This is a genomic window from Duganella sp. sic0402 (genome assembly GCF_019219065.1).
Taxonomy (GTDB): Bacteria; Pseudomonadota; Gammaproteobacteria; order Burkholderiales; family Burkholderiaceae_D; genus Rugamonas.
In genome coordinates this window covers 179768-205155 of the sequence record NZ_JAHUWK010000011.1, presented here as the reverse complement: position 1 = coordinate 205155, position 25388 = coordinate 179768, and the positions used below count along the sequence as shown (strand labels likewise).

Below are 25388 nucleotides of genomic sequence, written 5' to 3'. Positions count from 1 at the left end.
TCTGTCTATGTGCTTTGCTACCGGCCTGGTACTACTCTACACCTTATGCGGTGGCCTTGCTTGGGTCCAGCAACACGCCCCGCTTGATCTGATCCAGCTCGATCGACTCGAACAGCGCGCGGAAATTACCTTCGCCGAAACCTTGATCGCCCTTGCGCTGGATGATCTCGAAGAAGATCGGGCCGATCACGTTCTGGGTGAAGATTTGCAGCAGCAGTTCGCGCTGCTGCTCGTTGCTCTGGCCGTCGATCAGGATGCGCAGGCGGCGCAGGTCATCCAGGCGCTCGCCGTGGTTCGGCAGGCGGCGATTGACTAGCTCATAGTAAGTCTCGATGGTGTCCTGGAAGGCGATGCCTGCTTTCTTCATGCCTTCGATCGACGTGTAGATATCGTCGGTGCCCAGCGCGATGTGCTGGATGCCTTCGCCGTGGTACTCGTCCAGGTATTCGGCGATCTGCGACTTGTCGTCCGACGATTCGTTGATCGGAATGCGCACCTTGCCGCATGGGGAAGTCATGGCTTTCGACTTCAGGCCGGTCAGCTTGCCTTCGATGTCGAAGTAGCGCACCTCGCGGAAGTTGAACATCTTCTCGTAGAAGTCCGCCCATTCCTTCATGCGGCCACGGTGGACGTTGTTGGTCAGGTGGTCGATATACGTCAGGCCATGGCCAACCGGATTGGCTTGCGCGCCCGGAATCGCAACGAAGTCCACATCGTAGATGCTGATGTCGCCGATGGCGCCTTGCTGCGCATCGCGGTTCTTGCCGCGCCAGCGGTCCACCAGGTAAATCAGCGAATCGCCGACGCCCTTGATGGCCGGGATATTCAGTTCCATCGGGCCGGTCTTGTTATCGAAGCCCCACGCGCCTTTCTCCAGCATGGACTTGTAGGCAAACGCGGCGTCCTGCACGCGGATGCCGATCGCGCACACGGACGGGCCGTGCTGGCGGGCGAAGCGCTGGGCGAAGGAATCCTTCTCGGCATTGATGATGAAGTTGATGTCGCCCTGGCGGTACAGGGTCACATCCTTGTGGCGGTGGCGGGCGATGGCGGTGAAGCCCATGCTCTCGAACAGCGCGCCGAGGGCTTTGGGATCGGGTGCGGCATACTCGACAAACTCGAACCCGTCGGTGCCCATCGGGTTGTCCCATGGCTGGAATTGCATGCGTGTCTCCTTATTCGAATAGCGCACAGTATAGATCCGCTTTAGCGGCAGTAAATTGCAAACAATTCCCACGGCCAGCCATTTTGAGCAATAATATTGCCTTATTTCCGAATTTCCGAGGTGTTTATGACCAAGATCGCGCTAGACAAAACCGACCGTAAGATTCTTTCTATATTGCAATCGGACGGGCGCTTGTCGAACCAGGACGTGGCCGAGCTGGTAGCGCTGTCCCCATCACCCTGCCTGCGCCGCATCAAGCGTCTGGAAGAAGCCGGCGTGATACGCCAATACGTGGCGCTGCTCGACCCGGACAAGATCGGCCTGGGCCTGCTGGCCTACGTCAACGTACGCCTGGAGAAGCATAGCGAAGCCGGCGCACACAGCAACGCCCGCGCGCTGGGCGCACCGAACGCGCCGCCATCGCCGCGCGCCGACTTTGCCGAATCAGTGGCGCAATGGCCGGAAGTGGTGGCCTGCTACGCCATGACCGGCGAAATGGATTACCTGCTGCGTGTGCACGTCGAAGACATGGACCACTTCTCGCGCTTCATGATGGCGACGCTGCTGCGCCACCCGGCGGTACTGGACGTGAAATCCTCGTTCGCCCTGCAACGCGTCAAGGACACTACCGCATTGCCATTGGTATAAGTATTTGCTGGCAGCGTATCCAGAATGCCACAGCAGAGTCTGCGGTTTTCTGTTGTTAAATGGAAATAGCGCTTAATTAACCACATTTATAAGCACGGTGACAATGTGTGAGAATTGCCTCAGAGACATACTATATGATTCCAGTCATATCATATTGAATGTCGGAAATGCAATTCTCTTTCAAGTTACGTATCTGGGCCATTCCCGCCACCGCCGCCCTGTTGTTTGCCACCGGCCTCGTCATTAATCAGAGCTATACCTCGTCCGCTCAAGCCCATATTGCCCGGGCCGGCACGGTGGACTATCCGGCGCTGGGCCAGCTAAATTCCATGATCCGCAACGTGCAAGCCATTTCCGAAGGCATGCAGCACGCCGTCGCCGATGGCGAGCAGGATGGCCTGAAGGCGATCCAGGAATCGGCCCAACGCATCCGCGCCACGCTGGACACGCTCGGCAAGATCGACGGCCACAGCGCCGCCGCCGCCCGCATCGGCAGCGAATTCGACGCCTATCTGACGCCCACGCTGAAGGCCGGCAAGATCATGCTCGGCCTGGACACCGGCGACGTGCCGCAGACCGTCGCCGCGATGCAGGCGGCACTGGCCGTCCTCAACAAGGATCTGAACGACAGCTATGCCGCCGAGAGCCGCCAGCTGACCGCCACGCTGGAGAACAGCGCGCGCGATGTCAGCTTCGTCATGAAACTGAACATCATGGTGGCGCTGCTGACAGTGGCGGTTCTGGCGCTGGCTTCCTACTTCATTATCCGCCGCTTGTGGGGTCAGTTGGGCGGCGAGCCGGAATACGCGATCCGCATCGCCGGCACCATTGCCGAAGGCGATTTTAGCAGCCACATCCGCACGGCCCCGGACGACCAGGGCAGCCTGCTGCTGAGCCTGCGCGAGATGCAGGACAAGCTGGCCGCCAGCATGGTGCGCATCCGCACGGCGGGCCACACCATCGCCGGCGCGGCGCAGGAAATCGAGGTCGGCAATGCCGATCTGGCACAGCGTACCGAACACGAAGCCGGCGCGCTGGACCAGACCGTCGAATCGATGCGCCAGCTGACCGCCACCGTGCGCCAGAATACCAACAGCGCCCATCAAGCCAACCAGCTGGCCGGCGCCGCCTCCGGCGTGGCGCAGAAAGGCGGCGCCGTGGTGGCGCAGGTGGTCGACACCATGGGCGCCATCAACGCCTCGTCGAAGAAAATCGTCGACATCATCGGCGTCATCGACGGCATCGCCTTCCAGACCAACATCCTGGCGCTGAACGCCGCCGTGGAAGCGGCGCGCGCCGGCGAACAAGGACGCGGCTTCGCGGTGGTCGCCACCGAGGTACGCAATCTGGCGCAACGCTCGGCCGCCGCCGCGCGCGAAATCAAAACCCTGATCGACGACTCGGTGCAGCGTGTCGACGACGGCGCACGCCTGGTCGACCAGGCCGGCGCCACCATGCAAGACATCGTCAGCAGCATCGCCAACGTCACCAGCATCATGGCCGAGATCACCCAGGCCAGCCAGGCGCAGAGCGAAGACCTGGAGCAGATCCAGGTGGCGCTAGGCGCCATCGACCAGGACACGCGCCAGAACGCGGTACTGGTCGAGCAAGCCTCGGCCTCGGCCGCCTCGCTGCTGGACCAGGCCACCACGCTGGCCCAGGTGGTCAGCGTCTTCAAACTGGATGCCCAGGCTGCAACCGCCGCGCCACGCCGGCTACTCGCCGCCCCCGTGTAATATTTTTACCACTCACCTTTAATTTATGAAACTGAAACTCTATGCCGGCGGCAGCGCGCTGCTGCTGGCTGCCGTATTGGCTGCGCCCGCGCACGCCGAGTTGGTGGTGATCGTCTCCGCCAAGGCCAACGCTCCCGCCAATGAAGTGATCTGCCAGGCCTATCTGGGCAAAACCAAGCAGCCGGCTCCGGTCAATCTGCCGGAAAAAAATTCGGTGCGCGACCAGTTCTACGCCAAGGCCTGCCACAAGGACCCGGCGCAAGTACGCTCGATCTGGTCCAAGTTGATCTTCACCGGCGGCGGCACGCCACCGCTGGAAGTCGACAGCGAGCAGGATATGAAAAAGACCGTCGCCGCCGATCCCACCCGCATCGGCTACATCGATAAGAAAGACGTCGACGCCAGCGTCAAAGTCATCGCCACCCTGAATTAACCGAGCTTACCCATGAAGAAACTGATTTCCGTCCTGCTGCTGGGCGCCGCCAGCCTGACCGCAGCGCGCGCGGACGACCTGACCATCTCCGGCTTCGCCACTGTGGCCGCCGGCAAAGCCTACGGCGGCACTACCGGCAAGTGGAACGAATTCGACTGCCCTTGCTTCATCGCCAACTATGAGCACGGCGCCGTGTACAACAACAACCGCGTCAGCATGTCGGAAGAATCGCTGGCCGGCCTGCAGCTGAAATACAAGATCAACGAGCAGTTGTCGGCCACTGCGCAGGTGGTAACGCGCGCCTCGGAAAACATGAAGGCCGATATCGACTGGGCCTACCTGACCTGGGACGTCACGCCCAGCACCACGCTGCAGGTGGGCCGCCGCCGCCTGCCGATCTACGCCTTCTCGGACAGCGTCTACATTGGCTACACGCTGCCGTGGATACGCGTGCCGCAGGATATCTACGGCTGGGAAATCGGCGCTTACAACGGCGCGAACCTGAGCCACCGCGTCACGGTCGGCGACTGGGCGGTGATCGGCAACGTCTTCGGCGGCCAGGAAGTCACCAAGAACAACAAGGAAATGGAGCGCATCTATTACGGTGCCAAGGTGGACGACGCCTGGAAGCACATCCTCGGCGGCTACCTCGACCTCTCCAACGACTACGTGGGTCTGCGCCTGATCTATATGCAGAACTCTATCCATCTGACCAGCTTCCCGGCAGCGATTGAAGACAAGGTGGAAATCAAGGGCCTGCGTCAGCGCATCATGGGCGTGTCGGCCAGCGTCGACTACAACAACTTCCTGCTGCGCGCCGAAGCCAATACTTTCCGCCGCCCGACGCAGGACTACAAGGCCAACAGCTGGACTGCCACCGTCGGCTACAAGATCGGCGACTTCACCCCGCTGGCCGGCTACTCGCATTACACCGAAAAGCTGAGCAATACCTACACCGATCTGCAAATCGATAATACCCGCTTCGTCGCGGTGCGCTGGGACTTCCGCAAGAATATGGACCTGAAAATCCAGTTCGACAAAGTGATCGACCGCAGCGCGATTCCGTTCAGCGGCAATTCCAAGCTGGTGAGCGTGGCGCTGGACGCGGTGTTTTAATCTGCGCCGCCTGCGGGCGGCTTATTTTCGGCGTATCAGCTTGCCGAACCACTTAACGGCGATGCGCTTGTTAGCCTTGAAGGTGTAGTCCAGCACCGCGAACTGTTCGTGCAGCGCTTCTTGCAGCACGCTGGACGGATCGGCAGGCAGCAGCTTCAGGTAGGCGTCGGCCTCGCCGTAATCGCGGTGGATTTCCATGCCGGCTTTTTTGGCGATATGCATCATGGTCTTGTTGGTCGACAGGCAGTGCATATACAGCGTGTCGACATCGCTGTTGCGGCAATGGATGGCGGCGCGCTCGAACAGCCGCGAGCCGACGCCAAGCCCGCGCGCCGAGCGGCTGACCGAGACGCCGAATTCCGCTACCCGCTCCTTCTCCGTGACAGTGCTCGATTCATCGCGCGGCGCAAACGCCAGGTGACCGACGGCCACCAGCCGGAATACCCGGTTGTACACGCCGAACACCATGTCGCGCGAGAAGTTGATGCCGTTGACGTAGTTGGTGATCTGTTCATCCGGTAGCACGGAGCCAAAGCGCAGCAGGCGGTCGCTGTCTTCCAGTTCCAGAAAATGCCGCAGCATGCGGCGCCGGTCGCGTTCACGCAGTTCCTTCACCGGCACCGTCGGGCGCCGATCGCCCTTCTTCCTCAAACGGCGCAGCGGATTCTGGAACAGGTCGGAACTCATTCCGCTTCTTCTTCCTTCAGCGCCGCCTTGACCGCGCTGACGCGCGCCATGTGCACCCGCTCCGGAATCCGCTGTGGGTTGTCGGCGCAGCCTTGCGCGATCTCGCCGGCGTTGACGCCGCGCGCTGCCGCCAGCGCCGTCTCCAGATGCGCCAGTTGCGGGAACGGTGCATCGGCATAGCTGGCTTCCGGGCCGATGCGGCCGCGCGCGTCGCATTCGGTCGCCAGCAGCATCTGCGTGAAGCGCGCCGGCTTGCGGAAAGCGTCGCAACGCTCGAACAGGGTAACAATGGTGTTGGCGCGCAGTTGCAGCGCGCGGCCGACGTTGCCATGTTCGCGCGCCGTCATCACTGCCAGGTCGCGGGATTCGGTCGGAACGCGCAGGCGCTTGCACACCTGCTCCACCAGTTTCACACCCAGGCCTTCGTGGCCGTGGTGCGCAGGCCAGTTGGCGGACGGCGTCACGCCCTTGCCCAGATCGTGCATCAGGCAGGCGAAGCGCACCGGCAGCTCGCGCTCCAGCCGCGCCGCACAGTCGATGACCTGCATGATGTGCACGCCGGTATCGACCTCAGGATGCCACTTCTCCGGTTGCGGCACGCCCCACAAGGCGTCCAGCTCGGGCAGGATGCGCACCAGTGCGCCGCAGTCGCGCAGCACGTCGAACATGCGCGACGGCTTGTGCTCCATCAGTCCGCGCGCCAGCTCCTGCCACACGCGTTCGGCCACCAGCGCATCCACTTCGCCTTCGGCCACCATGCGCTTCATCAGCTCATTGGTTTCCGGGGCGACGGTGAAATCGCTGAAGCGCGCGGCGAAGCGCGCCAGGCGCAGGATGCGCACCGGGTCTTCAGCGAAGGCGTCGGACACATGGCGGAAAATGCGCAGCTGGATATCGCGCTGGCCGCCGTACGGATCGGTGATGCTGCCGTCGTCGGCACGCGCCATGGCGTTGATGGTCAGGTCGCGCCGCACCAGGTCTTCTTCCAGCGTGACGTCGGCCGAGGTGTGGAACACAAAGCCCTTGTAGCCTGGCGCGGTTTTTCGCTCGGTGCGCGCCAGCGCGTATTCTTCTTGCGTTTGCGGGTGCAGGAAAACCGGGAAGTCCTTGCCTACCGGGCGGAAGCCCTTGGCCAGCATGTCATCCGGGGTGGCGCCAACGACAACATGGTCGTGATCCTTGACCGGCAGGCCGAGCAGCGCATCTCGTACCGCGCCGCCGACAACATAGGTTTGCATCATCTTAGTCCGGCATCTCGGCGTCATGCTTGGGCGCCGTTTCGGTTTCCGCCAGCGCTTCGCTGACCCAGCGCGCCACCGCCGGATGCGCCAGCACGCGCTGGCAGTAGGCGTCCAGCGCCGGCGCCAGCGACACGCCATAGGTGCGGAAGCGCATCACCACCGGCGCATAGTAGGCGTCAGCAATCGAGAAGTCGCCAAACAGGAACTGGTGATGGCCGAAGCGCGACAAGCACTCTTCCCAGATTTCGCTGATGCGGCCGATGTCGGCCTGGGTGCCCGGCGTACGGCCCTTGCCCGGATAGCTGGCGCGGATATTCATCGACATCGAGGTGCGCAGGTCGCTGAAGCCGGCGTGCATTTCAGCGCACACCGAACGCGCCATCGCGCGCGCCGCCACATCCCGCGGCCACAGCGGCAGCTCGGGGAATTGCTCGGCCAGATATTCGCAGATGGCCAGGCTATCCCAGATGGTCATCTCTTCGCCGGCCAACAGCACCGGCACGCGGCCGGACGCCGAGTAACTGCAAATGCGGTTGGCGGTGTCATCCTGGTCCAGCAGCACGCGCACTTCCTGGAACGGAATGCCGAAGGCGGTCATCACCACCCATGGCCGCATCGACCACGAGGAATAGTTCTTGTTGCCGATGATGAGCGTGAGGCCTGGCTCGCGCGCGGCAGCCAGGGTTTGCGACAGGCTGGGGTCGAGGTGGGTAGTCTGCATGATACGTCCTGTAAGGTTTAATCAGCGCGGCGAGAAACTGGTTTCCTGTTCCTCGGCCTGGGTGTAGCCCTTGGGGCCAACGGTGACCAGGCGCGCCTTCATCGATTGCGGCCGCCCTTCAAACAGCGCCGCGTAGTAGGTGGCGTTCGACATCACGTTCTTGACATAGGTGCGCGTCTCGAAATACGGAATCGACTCGATGAACACGGTGGCGTCCATCGGCTTGGTCAGCGTGGCGCGCCAGCTGCGCAAGCGTCCCGGCCCGGCGTTGTAGGCGGCGGTGGCCAGCACTTCGTTGCCATCCATATTCCCCAGCACCATGTTCAGGTAATTCGTGCCCAGCATGATGTTGTAGCGCACATCGCTCAGCATCTCCTGCGCGAAATCGGTCAGGCCGATCTTCTTCGCCACCCAGCGGCCGGTGGACGGCATCACCTGCATCAGGCCCGAGGCGCCAACGTGCGATTGCGCGTCCATGATGAAGCGCGATTCCTGCCGTATCAGGCCATACACCCAGGCCTTGTCCAAGCCCAGGGTCTGCGTGGCCGGATGCATCACATCGTTGTGCGGCGACGGGAAGCGCTGCGAGTAATCAACCTGGATGCGGGTGCGCTCCGAGGTGTTGACCATGCGGTCGAGGATGTTGTTCTGGCGTGCGTATTCAGCAGCGGCCAGATGCTCGCGTTCACTCAAGCCGCGCAAGCCCCAGTTCCATTCGCGCGTGCCTTCAAAGCGCAGCCGCATGCTGAAGAATTTCAACGCGCGCTGGAAGTTGGGGTTGGCGGCGATCGGCGTGATCTCGGCCTGCGAAATCGGCGCGCCCGGCGTTGGAATAGTAATCAGCTTGCCGGTTTCTTCCAGCGCCAGCTGGCCGTAATAATTGGACTGGTCGGAGATGCTGCGGAACAGTTGCGCCGCTTCGCCGCTTGGCTGGCTGGTCACGCCGTCACGCGCCATCAGCGCGCGGCCCAGCCAGTAGACCCAGGTTGTATCGTTGCGCAGCGACTGCGGCATGGCGCGGATATTATTCTCCACCTGGCGCCAGTCGCCGTTGCGCATGGCGATGCGGGTCTTCCATTGGATCTGGTCGATCGACAGCTGCGCGCCATTGGAACGGCGCCAGTAATCGGTAGTTTCAGGCGATAGCGAATACGAGGTTTGCAGCGCGATCGCCGCCCACGCCTGCTGCTGCTCTTGCGACGACATCTTCGGCATTGCCTTGTTCAGGCCCAGCACCGCCAGCTTGCTGCTGGTCTTGGCCAGGCGGCCGAGCGCGACGATGAAGATCTGATGTTCCACCTTGCTCGGCCCCATGCCCTTGGCCACCGCCACCGTCGGCAGATCAACCGCCTGCACGGCTTTCTTTTCCGGGCCATCGAGCAGTGCGACGATACGGCGCGCCTGGCCGGTGGCGTTGAATTCGCCCGCCAGGCGCAGCTGCGCATACAGGTCTTCGGTGTTGAACTGGCCGCTCTGGTGCAGAGTGGCGATCAGGTCGGCGCAGGGCTGGCCGTACACCGATGGCGCGGTCAGCAAGGCGCGCGCTTCATCGGCGACTTTCTGGCCTTTCAGCGCGCGCGACATCAGCGCATAGCATTTGACTTGCGTGTCGTCGTTCAGCACAAACAGCGGATACTGTTCGTCGAAAGTGGCCCAGTCGCGCTTGCGGCCCAGCTCCAGCAGCCAGTCGTTGCGCAGCCGGTCGACGATCGCCTGGCCCTGATAGCGCTTGAAGAAATCGCGGATATCGGCCTGGGTGGCATCCTTCAGGCGCGATTTCAGCCGATAATAATCGACGTAGGATGGAATGGAGTAGCTGCTCAGGCGCGCGGCGTAGAAATCCGCCTTGCTGGCGTCGTCCTGGCGCACGGCGTCGCGCAGCAGCAGGAAGGCATCGTCGTCCCTGCGGCTATCTGCGCTGATGTCGTCGGCGTGGGCAAGCGAAGTAAAGGCAACGACGAAGGCGCCGGCTATCCATTTCGAAGCAGAAATCACTGTGCAACTCTCTAAAGTCTTGAACCAAATATGACCAGCGACCCTAGAATACCACGCAGCACGTCCGTATCACCAGTATCGAAGGCTGAATTGCGCCAGCAGCTGCTGGCTGCGCGGCGTGCGCTTGATCCAGCTGTGCGTGCAGGCTGGGACCGCGCCATCGGCGATCACGTTATCGCATGGTGGAAGGCGGCGCAGCCGGTGGCGCTGGGCGTGTACTGGCCGCTGCGCGACGAGCCGGACCTGCATCCCGCTTATGCGGAACTGGCGCGCCTGGGCGCGCGGCTGCTGCTGCCGGTGGTGGTGCAAAGGGATGCGGCGCTGGAGTTTGCCGAATGGCGCATCGGCGAGGCCATGGTGAAGGACAAGATGGGCGTGGCCGTGCCGGCCGATCTGCGTTTGCAAACCGACTATCCGCCGGCGCTGCTGGTGCCTTGCCTGGGATTTAATCCGCAAGGTTATCGATTAGGCTACGGCGGCGGATTCTATGACCGCACGCTGGCGCGCCACACGCCGCGCCCGCAGGCACTGGGTATTGCCTACCAGTGCCTGCAGGTACAGTTTGCCGGTGATCGTCATGATGTGGCGCTGGACCGCATCATCACCGAGTGATTACGCCAGGCGTTGCCACAGCGCGGTGGTGGCCGCCGCCTGGTTCATGCTGTAGAAGTGCAGGCCAGGCGCGCCGCCTTTCAGCAGTCGCTCGCCCAGCGCCGACACCACATCCAGCCCGAAGGCCTTGATCGAGGCGCTATCGTCGCCAAAGCTGGCCAGCTTGAGCCGCACCCAGCGCGGGATCTCGGCGCCGCACATGTCCGAGAAGCGCATCAGCTGCGTGTAGTTCAGGATCGGCATGATGCCCGGCACGATGGGCGCGGTGATGCCCAGCTTCTGCGCCTGCTCGACGAACTGGAAGTAAGCATCAGCATTATAGAAATACTGGGTGATGGCGGAATTCGCGCCCGCCTTGATTTTGCGCTCGAAGGCCAGCAGGTCATCCTGCGGCGAACGCGCTTGCGGGTGCACTTCCGGATAGGCCGCCACTTCGATGTGGAAGTGATCGCCGGTTTCCTGGCGGATGAATTCCACCAGCTCGTTCGCATAGCGGAATTCGCCGCCCGCGCCATAGCCGCTTGGCAGGTCGCCGCGCAGTGCGACGATGCGCTTGATGTTGTGCGACTTGTATTCAGCCAGGATGGCACGGATCGATTCGCGCGTGCCGCCCACGCAGGACAGGTGCGGCGCGGCGTCTTCGCCGGCGGCCATGATCTCGACCACGGTGTCCAGCGTGCCTTGCTGGGTGGTGCCGCCGGCGCCGAAGGTGACCGAGAAATATTTAGGATTCAGCTCGGACAGCTTGGCGCGCGTGACGCGCAGCTTTTCCGCGCCTTCCGCCGTTTTAGGCGGAAAGAATTCGATACTGAAATTCGGATTATCCATCTGCGTTCTTCAAAAGTAAGGTAGACAGAGCCCAGGAAATAATGCTGTACAACACGGCGCCACCGACAGCGGACAGATAGCTGTCAACATGGAAACCATCAACCCATTGCGCCACCAGCCAGAACATGAAGCCATTGACCAGGAAAATGAACAGGCCCAGCGACAGCACGGTCACGGGCAAGGTCAGCAACAGCAGCACAGGGCGTATCAGCGTATTTACCAGGCCCAGTACAAGAGCCGCGACGAGGGCTGCGCCTATGCTTGTGACATCGACGGAATGCATCAGGTAAGGCACTGCCAGCAAGGCAACTGCATTGATTAACCAGGTAAGGACCAAACGCATGGTGAAAGTTCTCGCTGCAAAAAAACGGGGCCCGCAGGCCCCGCCTTGGGATTAATAACGGTAGTGGTCTGGCTTGTACGGACCTTCTTGCGTCACGCCGATATAGGCCGCTTGCTCTTCGGTCAGCACGGTCAGTTGCGCGTTCAGCTTCTTCAGCTGCAGGCGCGCTACTTTTTCGTCCAGGTGCTTAGGCAGCACGTACACGCCGACCGGGTACTTGGCGGTGTTGGCGTACAGCTCGATCTGGGCAATGGTCTGATTCGCGAACGACGACGACATCACGTACGAAGGGTGGCCAGTGCCGCAACCCAGGTTGACCAGACGGCCTTCGGCCAGCAGGATGATGCGCTTGCCCGATGGGAAGATCACGTGATCCACTTGCGGCTTGATGTTTTCCCAGGTGTATTTCTTCAGTGCAGCGACATCGATTTCGTTGTCGAAGTGGCCGATGTTGCAGACGATGGCCTGGTCCTTCATCTTCAGGATGTGCGCTTCGGTCAGGATGTGATAGTTGCCGGTGCAGGTGACGAAGATATCGCCGTGTTCGGCAGCGTAATCCATGGTCACGACGCGGTAGCCTTCCATCGCGGCTTGCAGTGCGCAGATCGGATCGATTTCAGTTACCCAAACCTGTGCCGACAGCGCGCGCATTGCTTGTGCCGAGCCCTTGCCGACGTCACCGTAACCGGCGATGACGGCGATTTTGCCGGCGATCATCACGTCGGTGGCGCGCTTGATGCCGTCCACCAGCGATTCGCGGCAGCCGTACAGATTGTCGAACTTCGACTTGGTGACCGAGTCGTTGACGTTGATCGCCGGGAAGGCCAGCTTGCCTTCTTTGTGCATCTGGTACAGGCGGTGCACGCCGGTGGTGGTTTCTTCGGTCACGCCCAGGATGTGCGGCAGACGCTTGGAGTACCACGCTGGATCGATCGCCAGGTGAGTCTTGATGGCGTTGAACAGGCAGATTTCTTCTTCCGAGCCAGGGGCGGCCAGTACCGAGATATCTTTCTCAGCGCGCGCGCCCAGGTGCAGCAGCAGGGTGGCGTCGCCGCCGTCGTCCAGGATCATGTTCGAGTAGACCGGGTTGCCCGATGCGTCGGCTGGCCACTCGAAGATGCGGTGGGTGTAGTCCCAGTATTCGTCCAGGGTTTCGCCCTTGATGGCGAACACCGGGGTGCCGTTGGCGGCGATGGCAGCGGCGGCGTGGTCCTGGGTCGAGTAGATATTGCAGGATGCCCACCGCACGTCGGCGCCCAGCGCTTCCAGCGTCTGGATCAGCACGGCGGTCTGGATGGTCATGTGCAGCGAACCGGTGATGCGCGCGCCTTTCAGCGGCTGGGCCGCGGCGAATTCTTCGCGAATGGCCATCAGGCCAGGCATTTCGGTTTCGGCAATCTTGATTTCTTTGTTACCCCATGGCGCCAGGGAGATATCGGCAACCAGGTAGTCTTGAGCGGATTTGAGTACGGCGTTCATCACGCCCTCCTTTCATGTGTTTGAAAAAAGTAACGTGAGCGCGGTTGGGGATCTCCGAGCCTGGCGAAAGCTAGTTCGTCGCAGCGCTCCTCGGAAGGTGCATTCTAGCATCGTTAAGTCCGCATGGCGACAACAATCCGCCCGTTTGCGCCAGCGCAGATAGCCCCTCAGCGCACGCGCCTATATTGGATTTTTTGAACGCGAGCCCGTCATGCCCATCGATCCGCGCGATGCTATCTGGAATGAAGCCAACGATTTGCTGTACCGGGCCACTTATGCGGAAGCCCTCAAGACCGCCCTGCTGGCGCGCTGGGTATGGCTGGATAGCATTACCAAAATCACTGTTGCCATATCGTCCGGAGGCGCTGCGCTCGCCGGCCTCGTATTCTGGAAGAATAGCGACTATACTTTTCTCTGGCCGATGTTTACTTCCGCCAGCGCTCTGCTCGCCATCTTATCCAGACAACTGAACGTCGCAGAAAAACTGAAGGCGCACGCGACATCGGCGGTGAGCCTGACGATGCTCGCCATAGACATTGGTTCCCTGATAGTCCGCATGAAAATCAATGCCGGTTTTTCCATCGCCGAGTTTGAAAAAAAGGTGCTGGGATTCAGGGGCAGATACGGCATGGAAGTCAGCAAATTCCCTTTTGACTTGCTGCTGACAGAGAAGCTAAGAGTCAGAACACAGGCAGCGGTCACCAAAGCACTCGGGCCGCAATAAAGGAGCAATCATGATTTTCAGAGATGACCCACGGCGCAGATACGAGCCCCCCAATCCCATTCCGCCACCGCCTAAGCGGCCGGTATGAACGTCAGATGCAGCAACGCCCCGGAATCCGGGGCGTTGGTGTTTTGGGCTACAGCAGAGGCTGCTTAGCGGATTACTTCAGGCCGGCGGCGGCGCGCAGGATGGCGGCCTTGTCGGTGCGCTCCCAGCTGAACTCCGGTTCTTCGCGGCCGAAGTGGCCGTAGGCGGCGGTCTTGGCGTAGATCGGGCGCAGCAGGTCCAGCATCTGCACGATGCCTTTTGGACGCAAGTCGAAGTGCTCCTGCACCAGCTGGGCAATCTTCTCGTCCGGGATCACGCCGGTGCCTTCGGTGTAGACGGTGATGTTGATCGGACGCGCCACGCCGATGGCGTACGACACTTGCACCTGGCACTGGCGCGCCAGACCGGCGGCCACCACATTCTTGGCTACGTAGCGTGCGGCGTAGGCAGCCGAACGGTCGACCTTCGATGGGTCCTTGCCCGAGAACGCGCCGCCGCCGTGCGGCGAAGCGCCGCCGTAGGTGTCAACGATGATCTTGCGGCCGGTCAGGCCGCAGTCGCCTTGCGGGCCGCCGATAACGAAACGGCCGGTCGGGTTGACCAGGTATTTGGTGTCCTGCAGCCACTCTTTCGGCAGCACCGGCTTGATGATTTCTTCGATGACCGCTTCTTCGATCTGCTTGTGCAGCATCTCAGGCGCGTGCTGGGTCGACAGCACCACGGTGTCCACCGCCACCGGGCGGCCATTCACGTAGCGCAGCGTGACTTGCGATTTGGCATCCGGGCGCAGCCATGGCAGCCGGCCATCCTTGCGCAGCTGCGACTGGCGCTCGACCAGACGGTGCGCGTAGTGAATCGCGGCCGGCATCAGCTCGGCGGTTTCGTCGCAGGCATAACCGAACATCAGACCCTGGTCGCCAGCGCCCTGATCCAGATCCAGGCCAGCGCCTTCGTCCACGCCCTGGGCGATGTCCGGCGATTGCTTGTCGTAAGCCACTAGCACCGCGCAACCACGATAGTCGATACCGTAATCGGTATTGTCGTAGCCGATGCGTTTGATGGTTTCGCGCGCGACCTGAATATAATCGACGTTGGCGTGGGTGGTGATTTCACCAGCCAGCACCACCAGACCGGTATTGCACAGCGTTTCAGCGGCAACACGGGCTTTCGGGTCCTGGGCCAGAATCGCGTCGAGGATGGCGTCGGAAATTTGGTCAGCTACCTTGTCTGGGTGACCTTCCGAGACGGATTCAGAGGTGAAAAGATAATCATTAGACATCGCAAGCTCCTGATTGGGTGTGAATCATACTGTCGCATACCAATACGGCTTGCGACGCTTTAGCGAGATTTATATTCCGCATCGCAAGTTGTCATTAACTCAGCGGTTACTACTTAACGTGTTATTTTACGCTTTTTTGTAAAAGCTTGCTCCTAAAACAGGCCACTTCTCTCCATGCTGGTGCTCATTTTCCGTCTTTTATCGATCCTTCCCCTGTCCGTGCTGCACGCGGCCGGCGCCGCGCTGGGCTGGCTGGTGTACTGGGCTTCGCCGTCCTACCGCCGCCGCATGCGCGACAATATGCGCCAGGCCGGCGTCAGCCAGCACCTGAACGCCGCCATCGCCGAAGCCGGCAAGAGCATGTTTGAACTGCCTTTCATCTGGTGCGCCGACCCGGCGCGGGTGTCGCGCCATGCCACGCTGGAGAACTGGGAACTGGTGCAGTCCCAGCTGGACGCCGGCCGTGGCATTGTGTTCATGACGCCACACTTGGGCTGCTTTGAGATCGTCGCCCAGGAAATCGCGCTGCGCACCGAACTGATGGTGATGTACCGCCCGCCTAAAAAAGAAGCGCTGAAACCGCTGATCGAAGGCGCGCGCGCGCGCCACAACCTGCTGCTGGCGCCGGCCAATATGTCGGGCGTGCGCATGCTGGCCAAGTTCCTCAAGAAAGGCCAGCCAGTCGGCGTGCTGCCCGACCAGGTGCCGCAGGAAGGCGAAGGCGTGTGGGCCACCTTCTTCGGCCGCCCGGCCTACAGCATGACGCTGCCAGCCAAGCTGGCCCTGCTGGGCGACGCCGCCATCATCATCACCTACGCCGAACGGCTGCCCGGCGGCAAAGGCTATGTGGTACGCTTCGTGCCCTTTGACGGTACGCTGGACGGCGACAGCGCCGCCCAGGCGCAAGCGATCAACAGCGCCATGGAGCGCCTGATCGTCCGCAGCCCGTCGCAATATTATTGGAGTTATAACCGCTACAAAGTACCGGACGGCATCGCAGCGCCGCCGGCCGGCAAAGCGGGAGAACAAGCATGAAATTGATGTTGGGATTAATGTGGCTGCTGCACTGGCTGCCCTTGCCGCTGCTGGGCCGCTTCGGCAAGGCCATTGGCAGCCTGTTGTTTATCGCGCTGCGTTCGCGCCGCCATATCGCGCTGACCAATCTGCGCCTGACCATGCCGGAACTCAGCGAAGCGGAGCGTGTCGATATCGCACGCCGCCACTTCCAGGCCTATTCGCGCAGCGTGTGGGAACGCGCGGTGCTGTGGTGGGCGCCGGAGTCGCGCCTGAAGCGGCTGATCAAGATCGCGCCGGACGGCGAGATCCCGGTGGCGGCGATGACCGAAAAGCCGACCATCCTGCTGTGTCCGCACTTCGTCTGCCTGGACGTGGCCGGCGCGGCCATCGCCATGGAGGCCAGCGCCTCGTCGATGTATGTGACGCAAAAAAACGCCGCCTTCGACAAGGTGCTGCGCGCCGGCCGCGCCCGCTTCAAGCCGGTCAAGCTGTTCACCCGCCAGGACGGCATCAAGCCCATCCTGCGCGCGCTGCGCGACAAGCTGCCCTACTTCATGCTGCCGGACATGGACTTCGGCGAAAAAGACGCCGAGTTCGTGCCCTTCTTCGGCATCGAAGCGGCGACGCTGACCGCCACCGCGCGCATCGCCGCCACCACCGGCGCGCAAGTGATGCCGGTGATTGCCACCTTCCTGCCGGATTACCAGGGATATTGTGTGAAATTCTATCCAGTGTGGGACAATTACCCCGGTGACGATATGGTGGCCGCCACCCGCCGCATGAACCAGTTCATCGAGGAGCGCGTGCGCGAGGCGCCGGCCGAATATTTCTGGACCCACAAACGCTTCAAGACGCGCCCGAATGGCGAGCCTTCGCTGTACAGCAAACCCTAATCTGCCCATGAAACTCAAATTCACCAAAATGCACGGCGCCGGCAACGACTTCGTGGTCATCGACGGCGTCAACCAGCAGATCGACTTCACGCCGGCGCAATGGAAGCTGCTGGGCGACCGCCGCTTCGGCGTCGGCGCCGACCAGATCCTGCTGGTGGAAAAACCAAGCGAAGCCGGCTGCGATTTCCGCTATCGCATCTTCAACGCCGACGGCGGCGAAGTGGAACAGTGCGGCAATGGCTCGCGCGCCTTCGTCAAGTTCGTCTCGGAAAAAGGCCTGACCGACAAGCAGTCGATCACCGTGCAGACCAAGGCCGGCGTGATCGCGCCGCGGCTGGAAGCCAACGGCAGCATCACGGTCGACATGGGCGCGCCCATCCTGGAACCGGGCCGGGTACCGTTCGACGCCGAAGGCCTGCAGGGCGAACAACAGGGCCGCGACACGCTGTGGCCGCTGCTGCTGGAACTGGGCGGCGCACGCGAAAGCGTGCTGATTTCAGCGGTATCGATGGGTAATCCGCACGCGGTGCAGGTGGTGGATGATGTCGACACCGCGCCGGTGGAACTGACCGGCCCGCTGATCGAGCATCACGCGCGCTTCCCCAACCGCGTCAACGCCGGCTTCATGCAAGTGATCAGCCGCCAGCACGTCAAGCTGCGCGTGTTCGAACGCGGCGTCGGCGAAACGCTGGCCTGCGGCACCGGCGCCTGCGCGGCGGCGGTGGCGGGCATCCGCCGTGGCCTGCTGGACAGCCCGGTGCGCGTCGACGCGCGCGGCGGCCAGTTGTCGATCGCCTGGGCCGGCGAAGGCCAGCCGGTGTTGCTGACCGGTCCGGCTGTCACCGTGTTTGAAGGCGAGATGGACATCTAAGCCGCTAGCAGATCATCCGGTAGCCAGGTCTTGAGCCGGTACAGGCGCTGGCGGTAATTGCCTTCCAGCCCGCCGGGGCCGCTGTCGATCGATTCAAAAAGACGCACGATGCGGTCCAGCGCCTGCCGCTCGCGCGCCGTGCGCAGCAGCACCAGGCGGCGCTTGCTGCGGCCGTAGCTGGCGCGGATATCCACCACCAGGCAGTGGCCGTGATCGGCCTCCTTCACATCCAGTAGCAAGGCTTCCGCACGGCTCAGGCCGAACAGCGCGGCCAGCTCCAGCCGGGCCGCCAGCAGCGGCTGGCTCTCCAGCAGTTCCCGCGTCAGGCTGGTCACCAGGCTGGCCATCCAGCGCTCTTCCTTGGGCGCTGCGGCGATGCGCGCCAGCGCCGCCTCCGCTTCCTGGCAGCCCTGCGCGGCGGCCTTCTGCAGCCAATAGGCGGCGCGCACATCGCTGTGCTGCTCGGTGCGGCGGTTGCGCCAGGCGTACATGCCGCACTCCAGCTGCGCGCCGCCGTGCCCCAGCTCGGCCGCGCGCTCCAGATACGTTTGCGCCTCGGCCACGCAGCGCTGCGAGAATTCTGGTTTCAGATAGATGCGCGACAGCGCATACCAGGCTTCCGCCAGCCCTTGTTCGCCGGCCAGCGTCAGCCAGCGGATCGCACGCTTGAAGTTGACTGCGGCGATGCCGTGACGCTGACGCTTGCCGTCGCCATCCATGCGCGCGAACCACAGGCCCAGCGCCAGCTGCGCATGGCGGTCGCCACCGCAGGCCGCCAGTTCTCGGCACTGCTGCAATTGCGGATCGGCATCTTCCGGCGTCAGGTGTAGAAGCGCACGCGCCAGCTGCACAAAGGCGGCGTGATCGTGCTGCCACAGCTGCTCCAGCTGCGCGTATTGCTGCGGCGTGATGCGATGGCCGTCGCATGGCGCAGCCGGCATGGCAAGGCGCGTGGCAGGCCGCCGCGCGACGCGCGCCGCCTCAGCCTGCTGGCACGCCAACGGCGCCTGCTGTGCTTGATCTTGCCGCACCAGTTGCGCCAGCACCAGCGCAGCCGCCGCAATGCCGGCATCACTGGCACGCTGATACCATCCGAGCACCTCGGGCATGGCGTGCTGCGCTACCTCGAACGGGATATGACTGCCGATCAATCGCCACGCCTCGTCGCACTGCTGGCGCGCGGCGCGGTTCAGCCAGTGCAGCGCGGTTGGCGCATTGCGCGGCAGGCTGGCGCCGCCGAACAGATACAGCTTGCCCAGCGCCAGCTGGCAGTCCGCGTCTCCGGCGCGGGCGCCCCTGATGATCCCCAACTCTTCTCGATTGGCCATAGTCTTGTATGTGCTGTCATCGAAGCTATTTGTAGTCCAGTGTAGCGTGCCATCCGCGCCACACACTAAGACTATCTGCGCACACGCTTGATCTTCCACAGCGAGGTCCCCCCGTCGCGCTTGTACGCTAGAGCTGTTCCGATGCACGAAGAGCAGCAGGCAAGCGTTTCAAAAATACAACAAGATGCCGGGGTTCCACGGCTTTCGACCAAAACAAGCCGTCACAATCGACCATTCCAGCGCAATTGCCAGGCCGACCTATTAAGGTTTAAGCAAGCGGCGCTCAGGTGGAGACGGGGATGTGCACTACACTTATAAAGGAATAACAAATGAAAAAGACTTTGGTGGCCCTGGCGCTGACAGGGGTGTGTTGCGGCGCGCAGGCGCAATCCTCCGTCACCATCTACGGCACGCTGGACGCCGGTGTATCGCGCCGCACGGATACCGACATCACCGCGGTCGGCAAGCGCGATAACAACAAGCTGGGCTTCCGTGGCGTGGAAGATCTCGGCAGTGGCCTGAAAGCGCTGTTCCAGCTGGAGATCCGCTACGAGCCGGACACCGGCGTCATTGAAAGCACCGTGCGGCCGCTGTTCCAGGGCCAGAGCCGGGTCGGCCTGCAAGGTGATTTCGGCACGCTGCGCCTGGGGCGCGGCCTGACCGCCTTCCAGGAAACCAGCACCGCGTTTGAGCCATGGTCCGGCATGCCGGCGGTAGCCGGCTACCAGACCGACCTGCAAGTGGCCGGCTACACCAGCGATCCGATGAGCGTGGCCGGCAATTCGCTGAACCGCTACTCCAACGCGGTGTTCTACAACACGCCGGTGATCGGCAACATCTTCCAGCTCAACGTCACCGTGGCCTCGCGCGAAGCCAACAACAATCCGGCTATCATCGGCCGCGGCACTGCAGCCGCGCCGCAATTCCCTGCCAATAGCATGGCGCCGGTGTATCCCTACTCGGTCAGCGCCACCGCCACCCAGGGGCCGTTTGCAGCCTACGCAGCGGTCGAGCGCAACGCCGTGTCCACCAAGCTGTGGTCGGTTGGCGCCTCGTTCAAGCCGATCAATGACCTGAAGCTGATGGCCACCTACCAGCGCCAGGATCAGGATTACAGTCTGCCCATCAATCCCATCACCAAGGCCTGGATGATCGGTGCAAACTACAATATTGGCCTGGGCATGGTGCGCGCCGGCTTCGGCCACAAAACGCCGGACAATGCGCTGAACCTGCCGACCATCGCCAAAACCAGGCAATTTTCGCTCGGCTACGACTACAACCTGTCGCCGCGCACCTATGTGTATGTCGATGGCACGCGCCGCAAGGCCACATCGACCACCACCTTCAATTTCTACAGCATCGGCATCCACCACAATTTTTAAGCTGAGCAGGCGCCAGAACTGCCGGCGTGGGCTGGGAATGACGGGCATGGGTCCACCATGCCCGTTTTTTTTCGTTTAGAATTGCACACCAACCTCGCATACAAAGTAACTCATGACCTCCCCTCTGGATTCCACACTCGTCGCACAATTCCTGACCGATAACCCGCAGTTCTTCGAAGAGCATGCTGACTTGCTGGGTGAAATCAAACTGGCCAGCCCGCTGACCGGCCGCGCTGTTTCGCTGCAGGAGCGCCAGATGGAAGTGTTGCGCGACAAATACAAGACGCTGGAACTGCGCATGAGCAACCTGATGCGCCTGGCGTCGGAAAACGAAGCCATCGCCAACAAATTCCACCGCTGGACCCAGATCCTGCTGCAATCGGAAGACATCGGTTCGATGCCGCACGCCGTCACCAATGGCCTGAAAACCGCCTTCGACGTGCCGCAGGCAACCGTGCGCCTGTGGGGCGCAGCGCCGGACTACCAGGACGAATGGTTCGTCAAGGGCGTATCGGAAGACGCCCGCATCTTCGCCAACAGCCTGCATGCACCATACTGCGGCGCCAACAAGGACTTTGAAGCGGTGCGCTGGCTGGACGATCCAAGCGCGGTGGTATCGACCGTCATCATCCCGCTGCGCAAGCCGGGCGACAAACAGGCCTTCGGCCTGCTGATCATGGGTTCGCAGGACGCCAACCGCTTCACCTCGCTGATGGCGACCGACTTCCTGGTCCACATCGGCGAAACCTCCAGCACCGCGCTGGCCTGGCTGCTGGCCTGAGGCCTAGCCGATGAGCGACGCTCCAGACAGCAAGCTGGCCTGGATCGACGCCTACCTGGCCCACCTGAGCGGTGCGCGCCAGCTGTCGAAGCACACCACCGCCGCCTACGCCCGTGACTTGCAGGAGCTGGCAGCGCTGTCCGGCGCCCAGGAATGGCCCGCGCTCGACCATCACGCGGTGCGCCGCCTGACCGCCAAACTGCACGCGCAACAGCTCGATCCCCGTTCGATTGCCCGCAAGCTGTCCAGCTGGCGCGGCTTTTTCAACTGGCTGGGCGAACAGATTCCCTTGGCTGCCAATCCGGTGCAAGGCGTGCGTGCGCCCAAGCAAGCCAAAACGCTGCCACGCGCGCTGTCGGTGGATGACGCCGTGCAACTAGTGGCGCCATCCCGGCCCGCCGCCGGCAATGCCGCCGAGCCGGCCGATTTGTGCAACCGCGCCATGTTCGAGCTGCTGTACTCCAGCGGCCTGCGCGTCTCCGAGCTTGCTGGGCTGGACCTGACGCCCGGCAAGAGCAGCCTCGGCTGGGTAGAAATCGGCAACCACGAGGTCATCGTCACCGGCAAGGGCAACAAACGGCGCGTGGTGCCGGTCGGTTCGGCCGCCATGGAGGCGCTGCAAGCCTGGCTGGCGGTGCGCCCTGCTCCCACCGATGGCAGCGACGCGCTGTTCGTCAGCACGCGCGCCACCCGCGTCTCGCCACGGGTGATCCAGCAGCGGCTGCAGCAGCACGGCGTGGCCCATGGCGCGCCTGTGCATGTGCACCCGCATATGCTGCGCCACTCGTTCGCCTCGCATGTGCTGCAATCTTCTGGCGACTTGCGGGCGGTGCAGGAAATGCTGGGCCACGCCAGCATCAGCTCGACGCAGGTTTATACTGCGCTGGACTTCCAGCACCTGGCCGAGGTGTACGATAAAGCCCACCCACGCGCCAAAGTGAAATAGCACACCTGTGCTGATATTGCTCAATCGGGCGAATTGCTAGCGTTCGGAAAATTCCGGCATAATCAGCCGATTGCATGAACGCATTTTGAAATAAGACAACCACATGGCTATGATACCCACCACCATCCTGACCGGCTTCCTGGGCGCCGGCAAGACTACGCTGCTGAACCGTATCCTGCAGGAACAGCACGGCATGCGCATCGCCGTCATCGAAAACGAGTTCGGCCAGGAAAACATCGACAACGAAATCCTGGTCCAGGACAGCGGCGAGCAGATCGTGGAAATGAATAACGGCTGCATCTGCTGCACCGTGCGCGGCGACTTGATCGTCGCGCTGAGCAGCCTGGCGCAAAAGCGCGAAGCCGGTGAAATCCAGTTCGACCGCGTGGTCATCGAGACTACCGGCCTGGCCAATCCCGGCCCTGTGGCGCAGACCTTCTTCGTTGACGAGGAAGTGGGCGCTCACTACATGCTTGACGCAGTAGTAACCGTGGTGGATGCCCGCCACGCCATGGCGCAGCTGGACCAGCATGAGGAAGCGCAGCGCCAGGTTGGTTTCGCCGACAAAATTCTGCTGTCCAAGACCGACCTGGTCAGCGAAGCGGAACTGGCCGCGCTGACCACCCGCCTGACACGCATGAACCCGCGCGCGCCGGTCAGCAAGTCCGACTTTGGCCGCGCGCCGATCAGCGAGGTGCTGGACCTGAAAGGCTTCAACCTCAACGACAAGCTGGAACTGGACCCGGATTTCCTGCTGACTGACCTGGCCCACGAGGAAGGTCACGTCCACGATGAGCATTGCGGCCATCATCACCATCACGGCCATGAGCATGATGCGCACTGCAACCACGACCATCACGATCACCATCATGGCCACCACAGCGACGACATCGCTGCTTTCGTGTTCAAAAGCAACCGGCCGTTCGACACCGCCAAGCTGGACGAGTTCCTCGGCGGCCTGGTGAATGTCTACGGTCCTCGCATGCTGCGCTACAAAGGCGTATTGTTCATGCAGGACGCGGATCGCAAGGTAGTGTTCCAGGGCGTGCACCAGATCATGGGCAGCGACCTGGGAACGAAATGGGGAGAAAACGACGTTCGTGGCAGCAAAATGGTATTTATAGGTAAAAATCTGCCTAAAGACATCTTTATTAGCGGTTTAGAACAATGTCTGGTATAAACTATCCCGGTTTTGTGGGGATGGCTAAATAGCCACAAAATCTGGGCTGATTAATTTGAAAACTCTGTCGTATCGAAGGTAAGCGAAGTTATGACCAAAACTAATAAATCGACCCCTGCCGCCGAGCGCGTCCTGACCGAAGAAGAAATTCTGAAGATGGATGACAAGGACTACATGAATCCAGCGCAAATGGCGTTCTTCAAGGCCAAGCTGCAAACGCTGGAAAAAGAGCTGCTGAAAAACGCCGGCGAAACCACCGAACACCTGCGCGAAACCGTGCTTGTGCCGGACCCTGCCGACCGCGCCACCATCGAAGAAGAGCACGCACTGGAGCTGCGCACCCGCGACCGCGAACGCAAGCTGCTGAAAAAAGTGCAGCAGTCCATCGTTGCCATCGACAACAACGACTACGGCTGGTGCGAGGAAACCGGCGAGCCGATCGGCATTCCGCGCCTGATCGCCCGCCCGACCGCCACCCTGTCGCTGGAAGCGCAACAGCGCCGCGAACTGAAGCAAAAGCTGTACGGCGATTAATTCGCTGCAACGCCGACAAAAAGCACGCGCCTGACACCGCGTGCTTTTTTTACGTAAATTTGCGTTTCCCATCTGATAGGTAATGCGGCAAGGCTGATGCTTGCAGCTACACTATGGGCATGGGATTGTTCTCACTCTTCAAGAAGGCCGCTGCGCCGCCGTTGAGCGACGACGAACAGGCGCGGCTGGCCGCCAGCAATGCAGCGGCGCGCCATAGCCAGGCCGCGCGCCAGCGCGAGATCGCCCGTGCCACCGCCATGAAAATCGACGCGATTGAATCGGCGATGGCGGCCGACATCTTCAATCTGGCGGAGCCGGCCTGGGGCAGCCAGCGTCCGGCGCGCGTGCGGTCAGCGGATGAAACGCTGGACGGCATCGCCACCACGCTGCTGATGGTCAGCGATGCGCCACTGGTGCATGACGCGCCCGCCATCGACGAAATCGCCATCCTGTACGCCAACGGCCAGACCGCCGCCGCCCTGCAGATGCTGCTGGAAGCCGTGACGCAAGCCAACCATCTGAACAGCGAGCGCAGCGCCTGGTGGATGCTGTTCGATTTCTATCAGGCCAGCGGCCAGCAGGACGCTTTCGACAATCTGTCGATCGACTACACCAGCACCTTTGAAACCTCGCCGCCGTCATGGCAAGCGCGGCAACCGCCACAGCCTGCTGCCGCCACGCCGGACTGGAGCGGGCTGACGCCGACCATCGCGCTGGCCGGCATGCTGGATCAGCAGATTGCGCCGCAGTTGCAGCGGCTCTACCAGCTGGCCGAGGACAGCCCATTGCTGCGGCTGGAGTTCAGCCGCGTCAGCGCGGTCAGCGCCGATGGCTGTGCGCTGCTGCTGGCGGCACTGCATCGCTTGCAGGCGCGCCAGCGCGAGCTGATACTGGCCGGTGCAGCGGCGCTGGCGGCGCTGCTGCGCGACAGCATCGCGGTCGGTCAGCGTGGCGGCGGCGCGGCACCGTGGTTGCTATTGCTGGAATTGCTACAGCTGCAAAACCGCGAAAAGGAATACGAGCAGACCGCCATGGACTATTGCGTGACATTCGAGGTATCGCCGCCATCGTTCACACCGCCGCGCAAGGTGGCGATGGCCCCGGCACAGCCTCAGCTTTCCTCGCCAGACCGCTTCATGCTGCCGCCGCTGATCGAACAGCAACTTGGACCTTTACTCCCTGCGATACAGCAGTATGCTGATACCTATCCGGCGCTGGTGTTCGATTGTTCGCGGCTGGCGCGCATCGATTACGATAGCGCAATTCAGCTGCACACTGTGCTCGCAGCGCTAGCGCCGGGCCGGAAAATCGCGTTCCGCGATGTTAATCACCTGGTTGCAAGCTTGTTTAAATTGCTAGGCTACGCCAGTCTGGCAAGCATCTATCCGCACAAGTATTAAG

At 62.1% G+C, this 25388-nt stretch carries 25 protein-coding genes and 1 riboswitch; of the genes, 15 read left to right on the top strand and 10 right to left on the bottom strand.

The window, feature by feature from the left end:
- Positions 1–43 precede the first annotated feature (43 nt).
- Complete coding sequence (hppD, locus tag KW842_RS22885) at positions 44–1165, bottom strand: 4-hydroxyphenylpyruvate dioxygenase (protein ID WP_218306429.1); 1122 nt, start codon at positions 1163–1165, stop codon at positions 44–46.
- Positions 1166–1291: 126 nt separating this feature from the next.
- Here hppD and KW842_RS22880 point away from each other — a divergent pair, with 126 nt between their 5' ends.
- The 4 genes from KW842_RS22880 to KW842_RS22865 all read left to right on the top strand — a co-directional run bounded on the left by KW842_RS22880 (position 1292) and on the right by KW842_RS22865 (position 5098).
- Entirely contained in the window at positions 1292–1813 is a 522-nt protein-coding gene (locus KW842_RS22880) for an Lrp/AsnC family transcriptional regulator (RefSeq protein WP_218306428.1), read from the top strand.
- Between the two features lie 167 nt (positions 1814–1980).
- Positions 1981–3549 carry a methyl-accepting chemotaxis protein gene (locus tag KW842_RS22875; RefSeq protein WP_229223851.1) on the top strand — a complete coding sequence of 523 codons (1569 nt, stop codon included), beginning with the start codon at positions 1981–1983 and terminating at the stop codon, positions 3547–3549.
- A gap of 25 nt (positions 3550–3574) precedes the next feature.
- Entirely contained in the window at positions 3575–3982 is a 408-nt protein-coding gene (locus KW842_RS22870; RefSeq protein ID WP_218306426.1) for a hypothetical protein, read from the top strand.
- A 12-nt stretch (positions 3983–3994) separates the two neighbouring features.
- Positions 3995–5098, top strand: a complete 1104-nt coding sequence (locus KW842_RS22865; RefSeq protein WP_218306425.1) for a porin — start codon at positions 3995–3997, stop codon at positions 5096–5098.
- A 21-nt stretch (positions 5099–5119) separates the two neighbouring features.
- Here the strand turns inward: KW842_RS22865 and KW842_RS22860 are convergent, their stop codons facing one another.
- Genes KW842_RS22860 through KW842_RS22845 form a run of 4 tightly spaced genes read right to left on the bottom strand, consistent with a single transcriptional unit; the run spans position 5120 to position 9742 of the window.
- Positions 5120–5785 (bottom strand): GNAT family N-acetyltransferase, encoded by a 666-nt coding sequence (locus KW842_RS22860; protein WP_218306424.1) that lies wholly within the window; start codon positions 5783–5785, stop codon positions 5120–5122.
- Positions 5782–7023 carry a multifunctional CCA addition/repair protein gene (locus KW842_RS22855; protein WP_218306457.1) on the bottom strand — a complete coding sequence of 414 codons (1242 nt, stop codon included), beginning with the start codon at positions 7021–7023 and terminating at the stop codon, positions 5782–5784. The genes KW842_RS22860 and KW842_RS22855 overlap by 4 nt, the downstream gene beginning before the upstream one ends.
- 4 nt (positions 7024–7027) lie before the next feature.
- Positions 7028–7747: a glutathione S-transferase family protein gene (locus tag KW842_RS22850; protein ID WP_218306423.1), complete on the bottom strand. Its 720-nt coding sequence runs from the start codon at positions 7745–7747 to the stop codon at positions 7028–7030.
- Positions 7748–7768: 21 nt separating this feature from the next.
- Positions 7769–9742, bottom strand: coding sequence for a lytic transglycosylase domain-containing protein (locus KW842_RS22845; RefSeq protein ID WP_218306422.1), 1974 nt, complete (start codon positions 9740–9742; stop codon positions 7769–7771).
- 30 nt (positions 9743–9772) lie between these two features.
- Here KW842_RS22845 and KW842_RS22840 point away from each other — a divergent pair, with 30 nt between their 5' ends.
- Positions 9773–10354: a 5-formyltetrahydrofolate cyclo-ligase gene (locus KW842_RS22840; RefSeq protein WP_218306421.1), complete on the top strand. Its 582-nt coding sequence runs from the start codon at positions 9773–9775 to the stop codon at positions 10352–10354.
- Here KW842_RS22840 and metF read toward each other — a convergent pair whose 3' ends face one another.
- The 3 genes from metF to ahcY are packed head-to-tail and all read right to left on the bottom strand — an operon-like array spanning position 10355 to position 13004.
- On the bottom strand, positions 10355–11182 hold the full coding sequence (metF, locus tag KW842_RS22835; protein ID WP_218306420.1) for a methylenetetrahydrofolate reductase [NAD(P)H]: 828 nt from the start codon (positions 11180–11182) through the stop codon (positions 10355–10357).
- The gene (locus tag KW842_RS22830; RefSeq protein WP_218306419.1) at positions 11175–11525 is read right to left on the bottom strand and encodes a phage holin family protein; all 351 of its coding nucleotides are present in this window, start codon (positions 11523–11525) and stop codon (positions 11175–11177) included. The genes metF and KW842_RS22830 overlap by 8 nt, the downstream gene beginning before the upstream one ends.
- Before the next feature lie 51 nt (positions 11526–11576).
- Positions 11577–13004: an adenosylhomocysteinase gene (gene ahcY / locus KW842_RS22825; RefSeq protein WP_218306418.1), complete on the bottom strand. Its 1428-nt coding sequence runs from the start codon at positions 13002–13004 to the stop codon at positions 11577–11579.
- A gap of 29 nt (positions 13005–13033) precedes the next feature.
- A riboswitch (S-adenosyl-L-homocysteine riboswitch) is annotated at positions 13034–13102 on the bottom strand.
- A gap of 113 nt (positions 13103–13215) precedes the next feature.
- Between ahcY and KW842_RS22820 the strand changes: the two genes are divergently transcribed.
- Positions 13216–13728: a hypothetical protein gene (locus KW842_RS22820; RefSeq protein WP_218306417.1), complete on the top strand. Its 513-nt coding sequence runs from the start codon at positions 13216–13218 to the stop codon at positions 13726–13728.
- 160 nt (positions 13729–13888) lie between these two features.
- On the opposite strand, the gene metK is transcribed toward KW842_RS22820, so the two are convergent.
- The gene (gene metK / locus KW842_RS22815; RefSeq protein ID WP_110846281.1) at positions 13889–15055 is read right to left on the bottom strand and encodes a methionine adenosyltransferase; all 1167 of its coding nucleotides are present in this window, start codon (positions 15053–15055) and stop codon (positions 13889–13891) included.
- Between the two features lie 174 nt (positions 15056–15229).
- Here metK and KW842_RS22810 point away from each other — a divergent pair, with 174 nt between their 5' ends.
- Genes KW842_RS22810 through dapF form a run of 3 tightly spaced genes read left to right on the top strand, consistent with a single transcriptional unit; the run spans position 15230 to position 17836 of the window.
- Complete coding sequence (locus KW842_RS22810) at positions 15230–16090, top strand: lysophospholipid acyltransferase family protein (RefSeq protein ID WP_218306416.1); 861 nt, start codon at positions 15230–15232, stop codon at positions 16088–16090.
- Positions 16087–16965, top strand: a complete 879-nt coding sequence (locus KW842_RS22805) for a lipid A biosynthesis acyltransferase (protein WP_218306415.1) — start codon at positions 16087–16089, stop codon at positions 16963–16965. The genes KW842_RS22810 and KW842_RS22805 overlap by 4 nt, the downstream gene beginning before the upstream one ends.
- 7 nt (positions 16966–16972) lie before the next feature.
- Entirely contained in the window at positions 16973–17836 is an 864-nt protein-coding gene (gene dapF, locus KW842_RS22800; RefSeq protein WP_218306414.1) for a diaminopimelate epimerase, read from the top strand.
- Here dapF and KW842_RS22795 read toward each other — a convergent pair.
- Positions 17833–19164 (bottom strand): tetratricopeptide repeat protein, encoded by a 1332-nt coding sequence (locus tag KW842_RS22795; protein WP_218306413.1) that lies wholly within the window; start codon positions 19162–19164, stop codon positions 17833–17835. The two genes, dapF and KW842_RS22795, sit on opposite strands and share 4 nt — an antisense overlap.
- Before the next feature lie 329 nt (positions 19165–19493).
- Here KW842_RS22795 and KW842_RS22790 point away from each other — a divergent pair, with 329 nt between their 5' ends.
- From KW842_RS22790 to KW842_RS22765, 6 genes are all read left to right on the top strand, one after another.
- Positions 19494–20546 (top strand): porin, encoded by a 1053-nt coding sequence (locus KW842_RS22790; protein WP_218306412.1) that lies wholly within the window; start codon positions 19494–19496, stop codon positions 20544–20546.
- 112 nt (positions 20547–20658) lie between these two features.
- The gene (locus KW842_RS22785; RefSeq protein WP_218306411.1) at positions 20659–21327 is read left to right on the top strand and encodes a DUF484 family protein; all 669 of its coding nucleotides are present in this window, start codon (positions 20659–20661) and stop codon (positions 21325–21327) included.
- 10 nt (positions 21328–21337) lie between these two features.
- Positions 21338–22273, top strand: a complete 936-nt coding sequence (locus KW842_RS22780; RefSeq protein ID WP_218306410.1) for a tyrosine recombinase XerC — start codon at positions 21338–21340, stop codon at positions 22271–22273.
- 103 nt (positions 22274–22376) lie between these two features.
- On the top strand, positions 22377–23453 hold the full coding sequence (locus KW842_RS22775; protein WP_218306409.1) for a GTP-binding protein: 1077 nt from the start codon (positions 22377–22379) through the stop codon (positions 23451–23453).
- 90 nt (positions 23454–23543) lie between these two features.
- Complete coding sequence (gene dksA, locus KW842_RS22770; RefSeq protein ID WP_218306408.1) at positions 23544–23987, top strand: RNA polymerase-binding protein DksA; 444 nt, start codon at positions 23544–23546, stop codon at positions 23985–23987.
- Between the two features lie 119 nt (positions 23988–24106).
- Positions 24107–25387, top strand: coding sequence for a hypothetical protein (locus KW842_RS22765; protein WP_218306456.1), 1281 nt, complete (start codon positions 24107–24109; stop codon positions 25385–25387).
- The last annotated feature ends 1 nt before the right edge of the window (position 25388 follow it).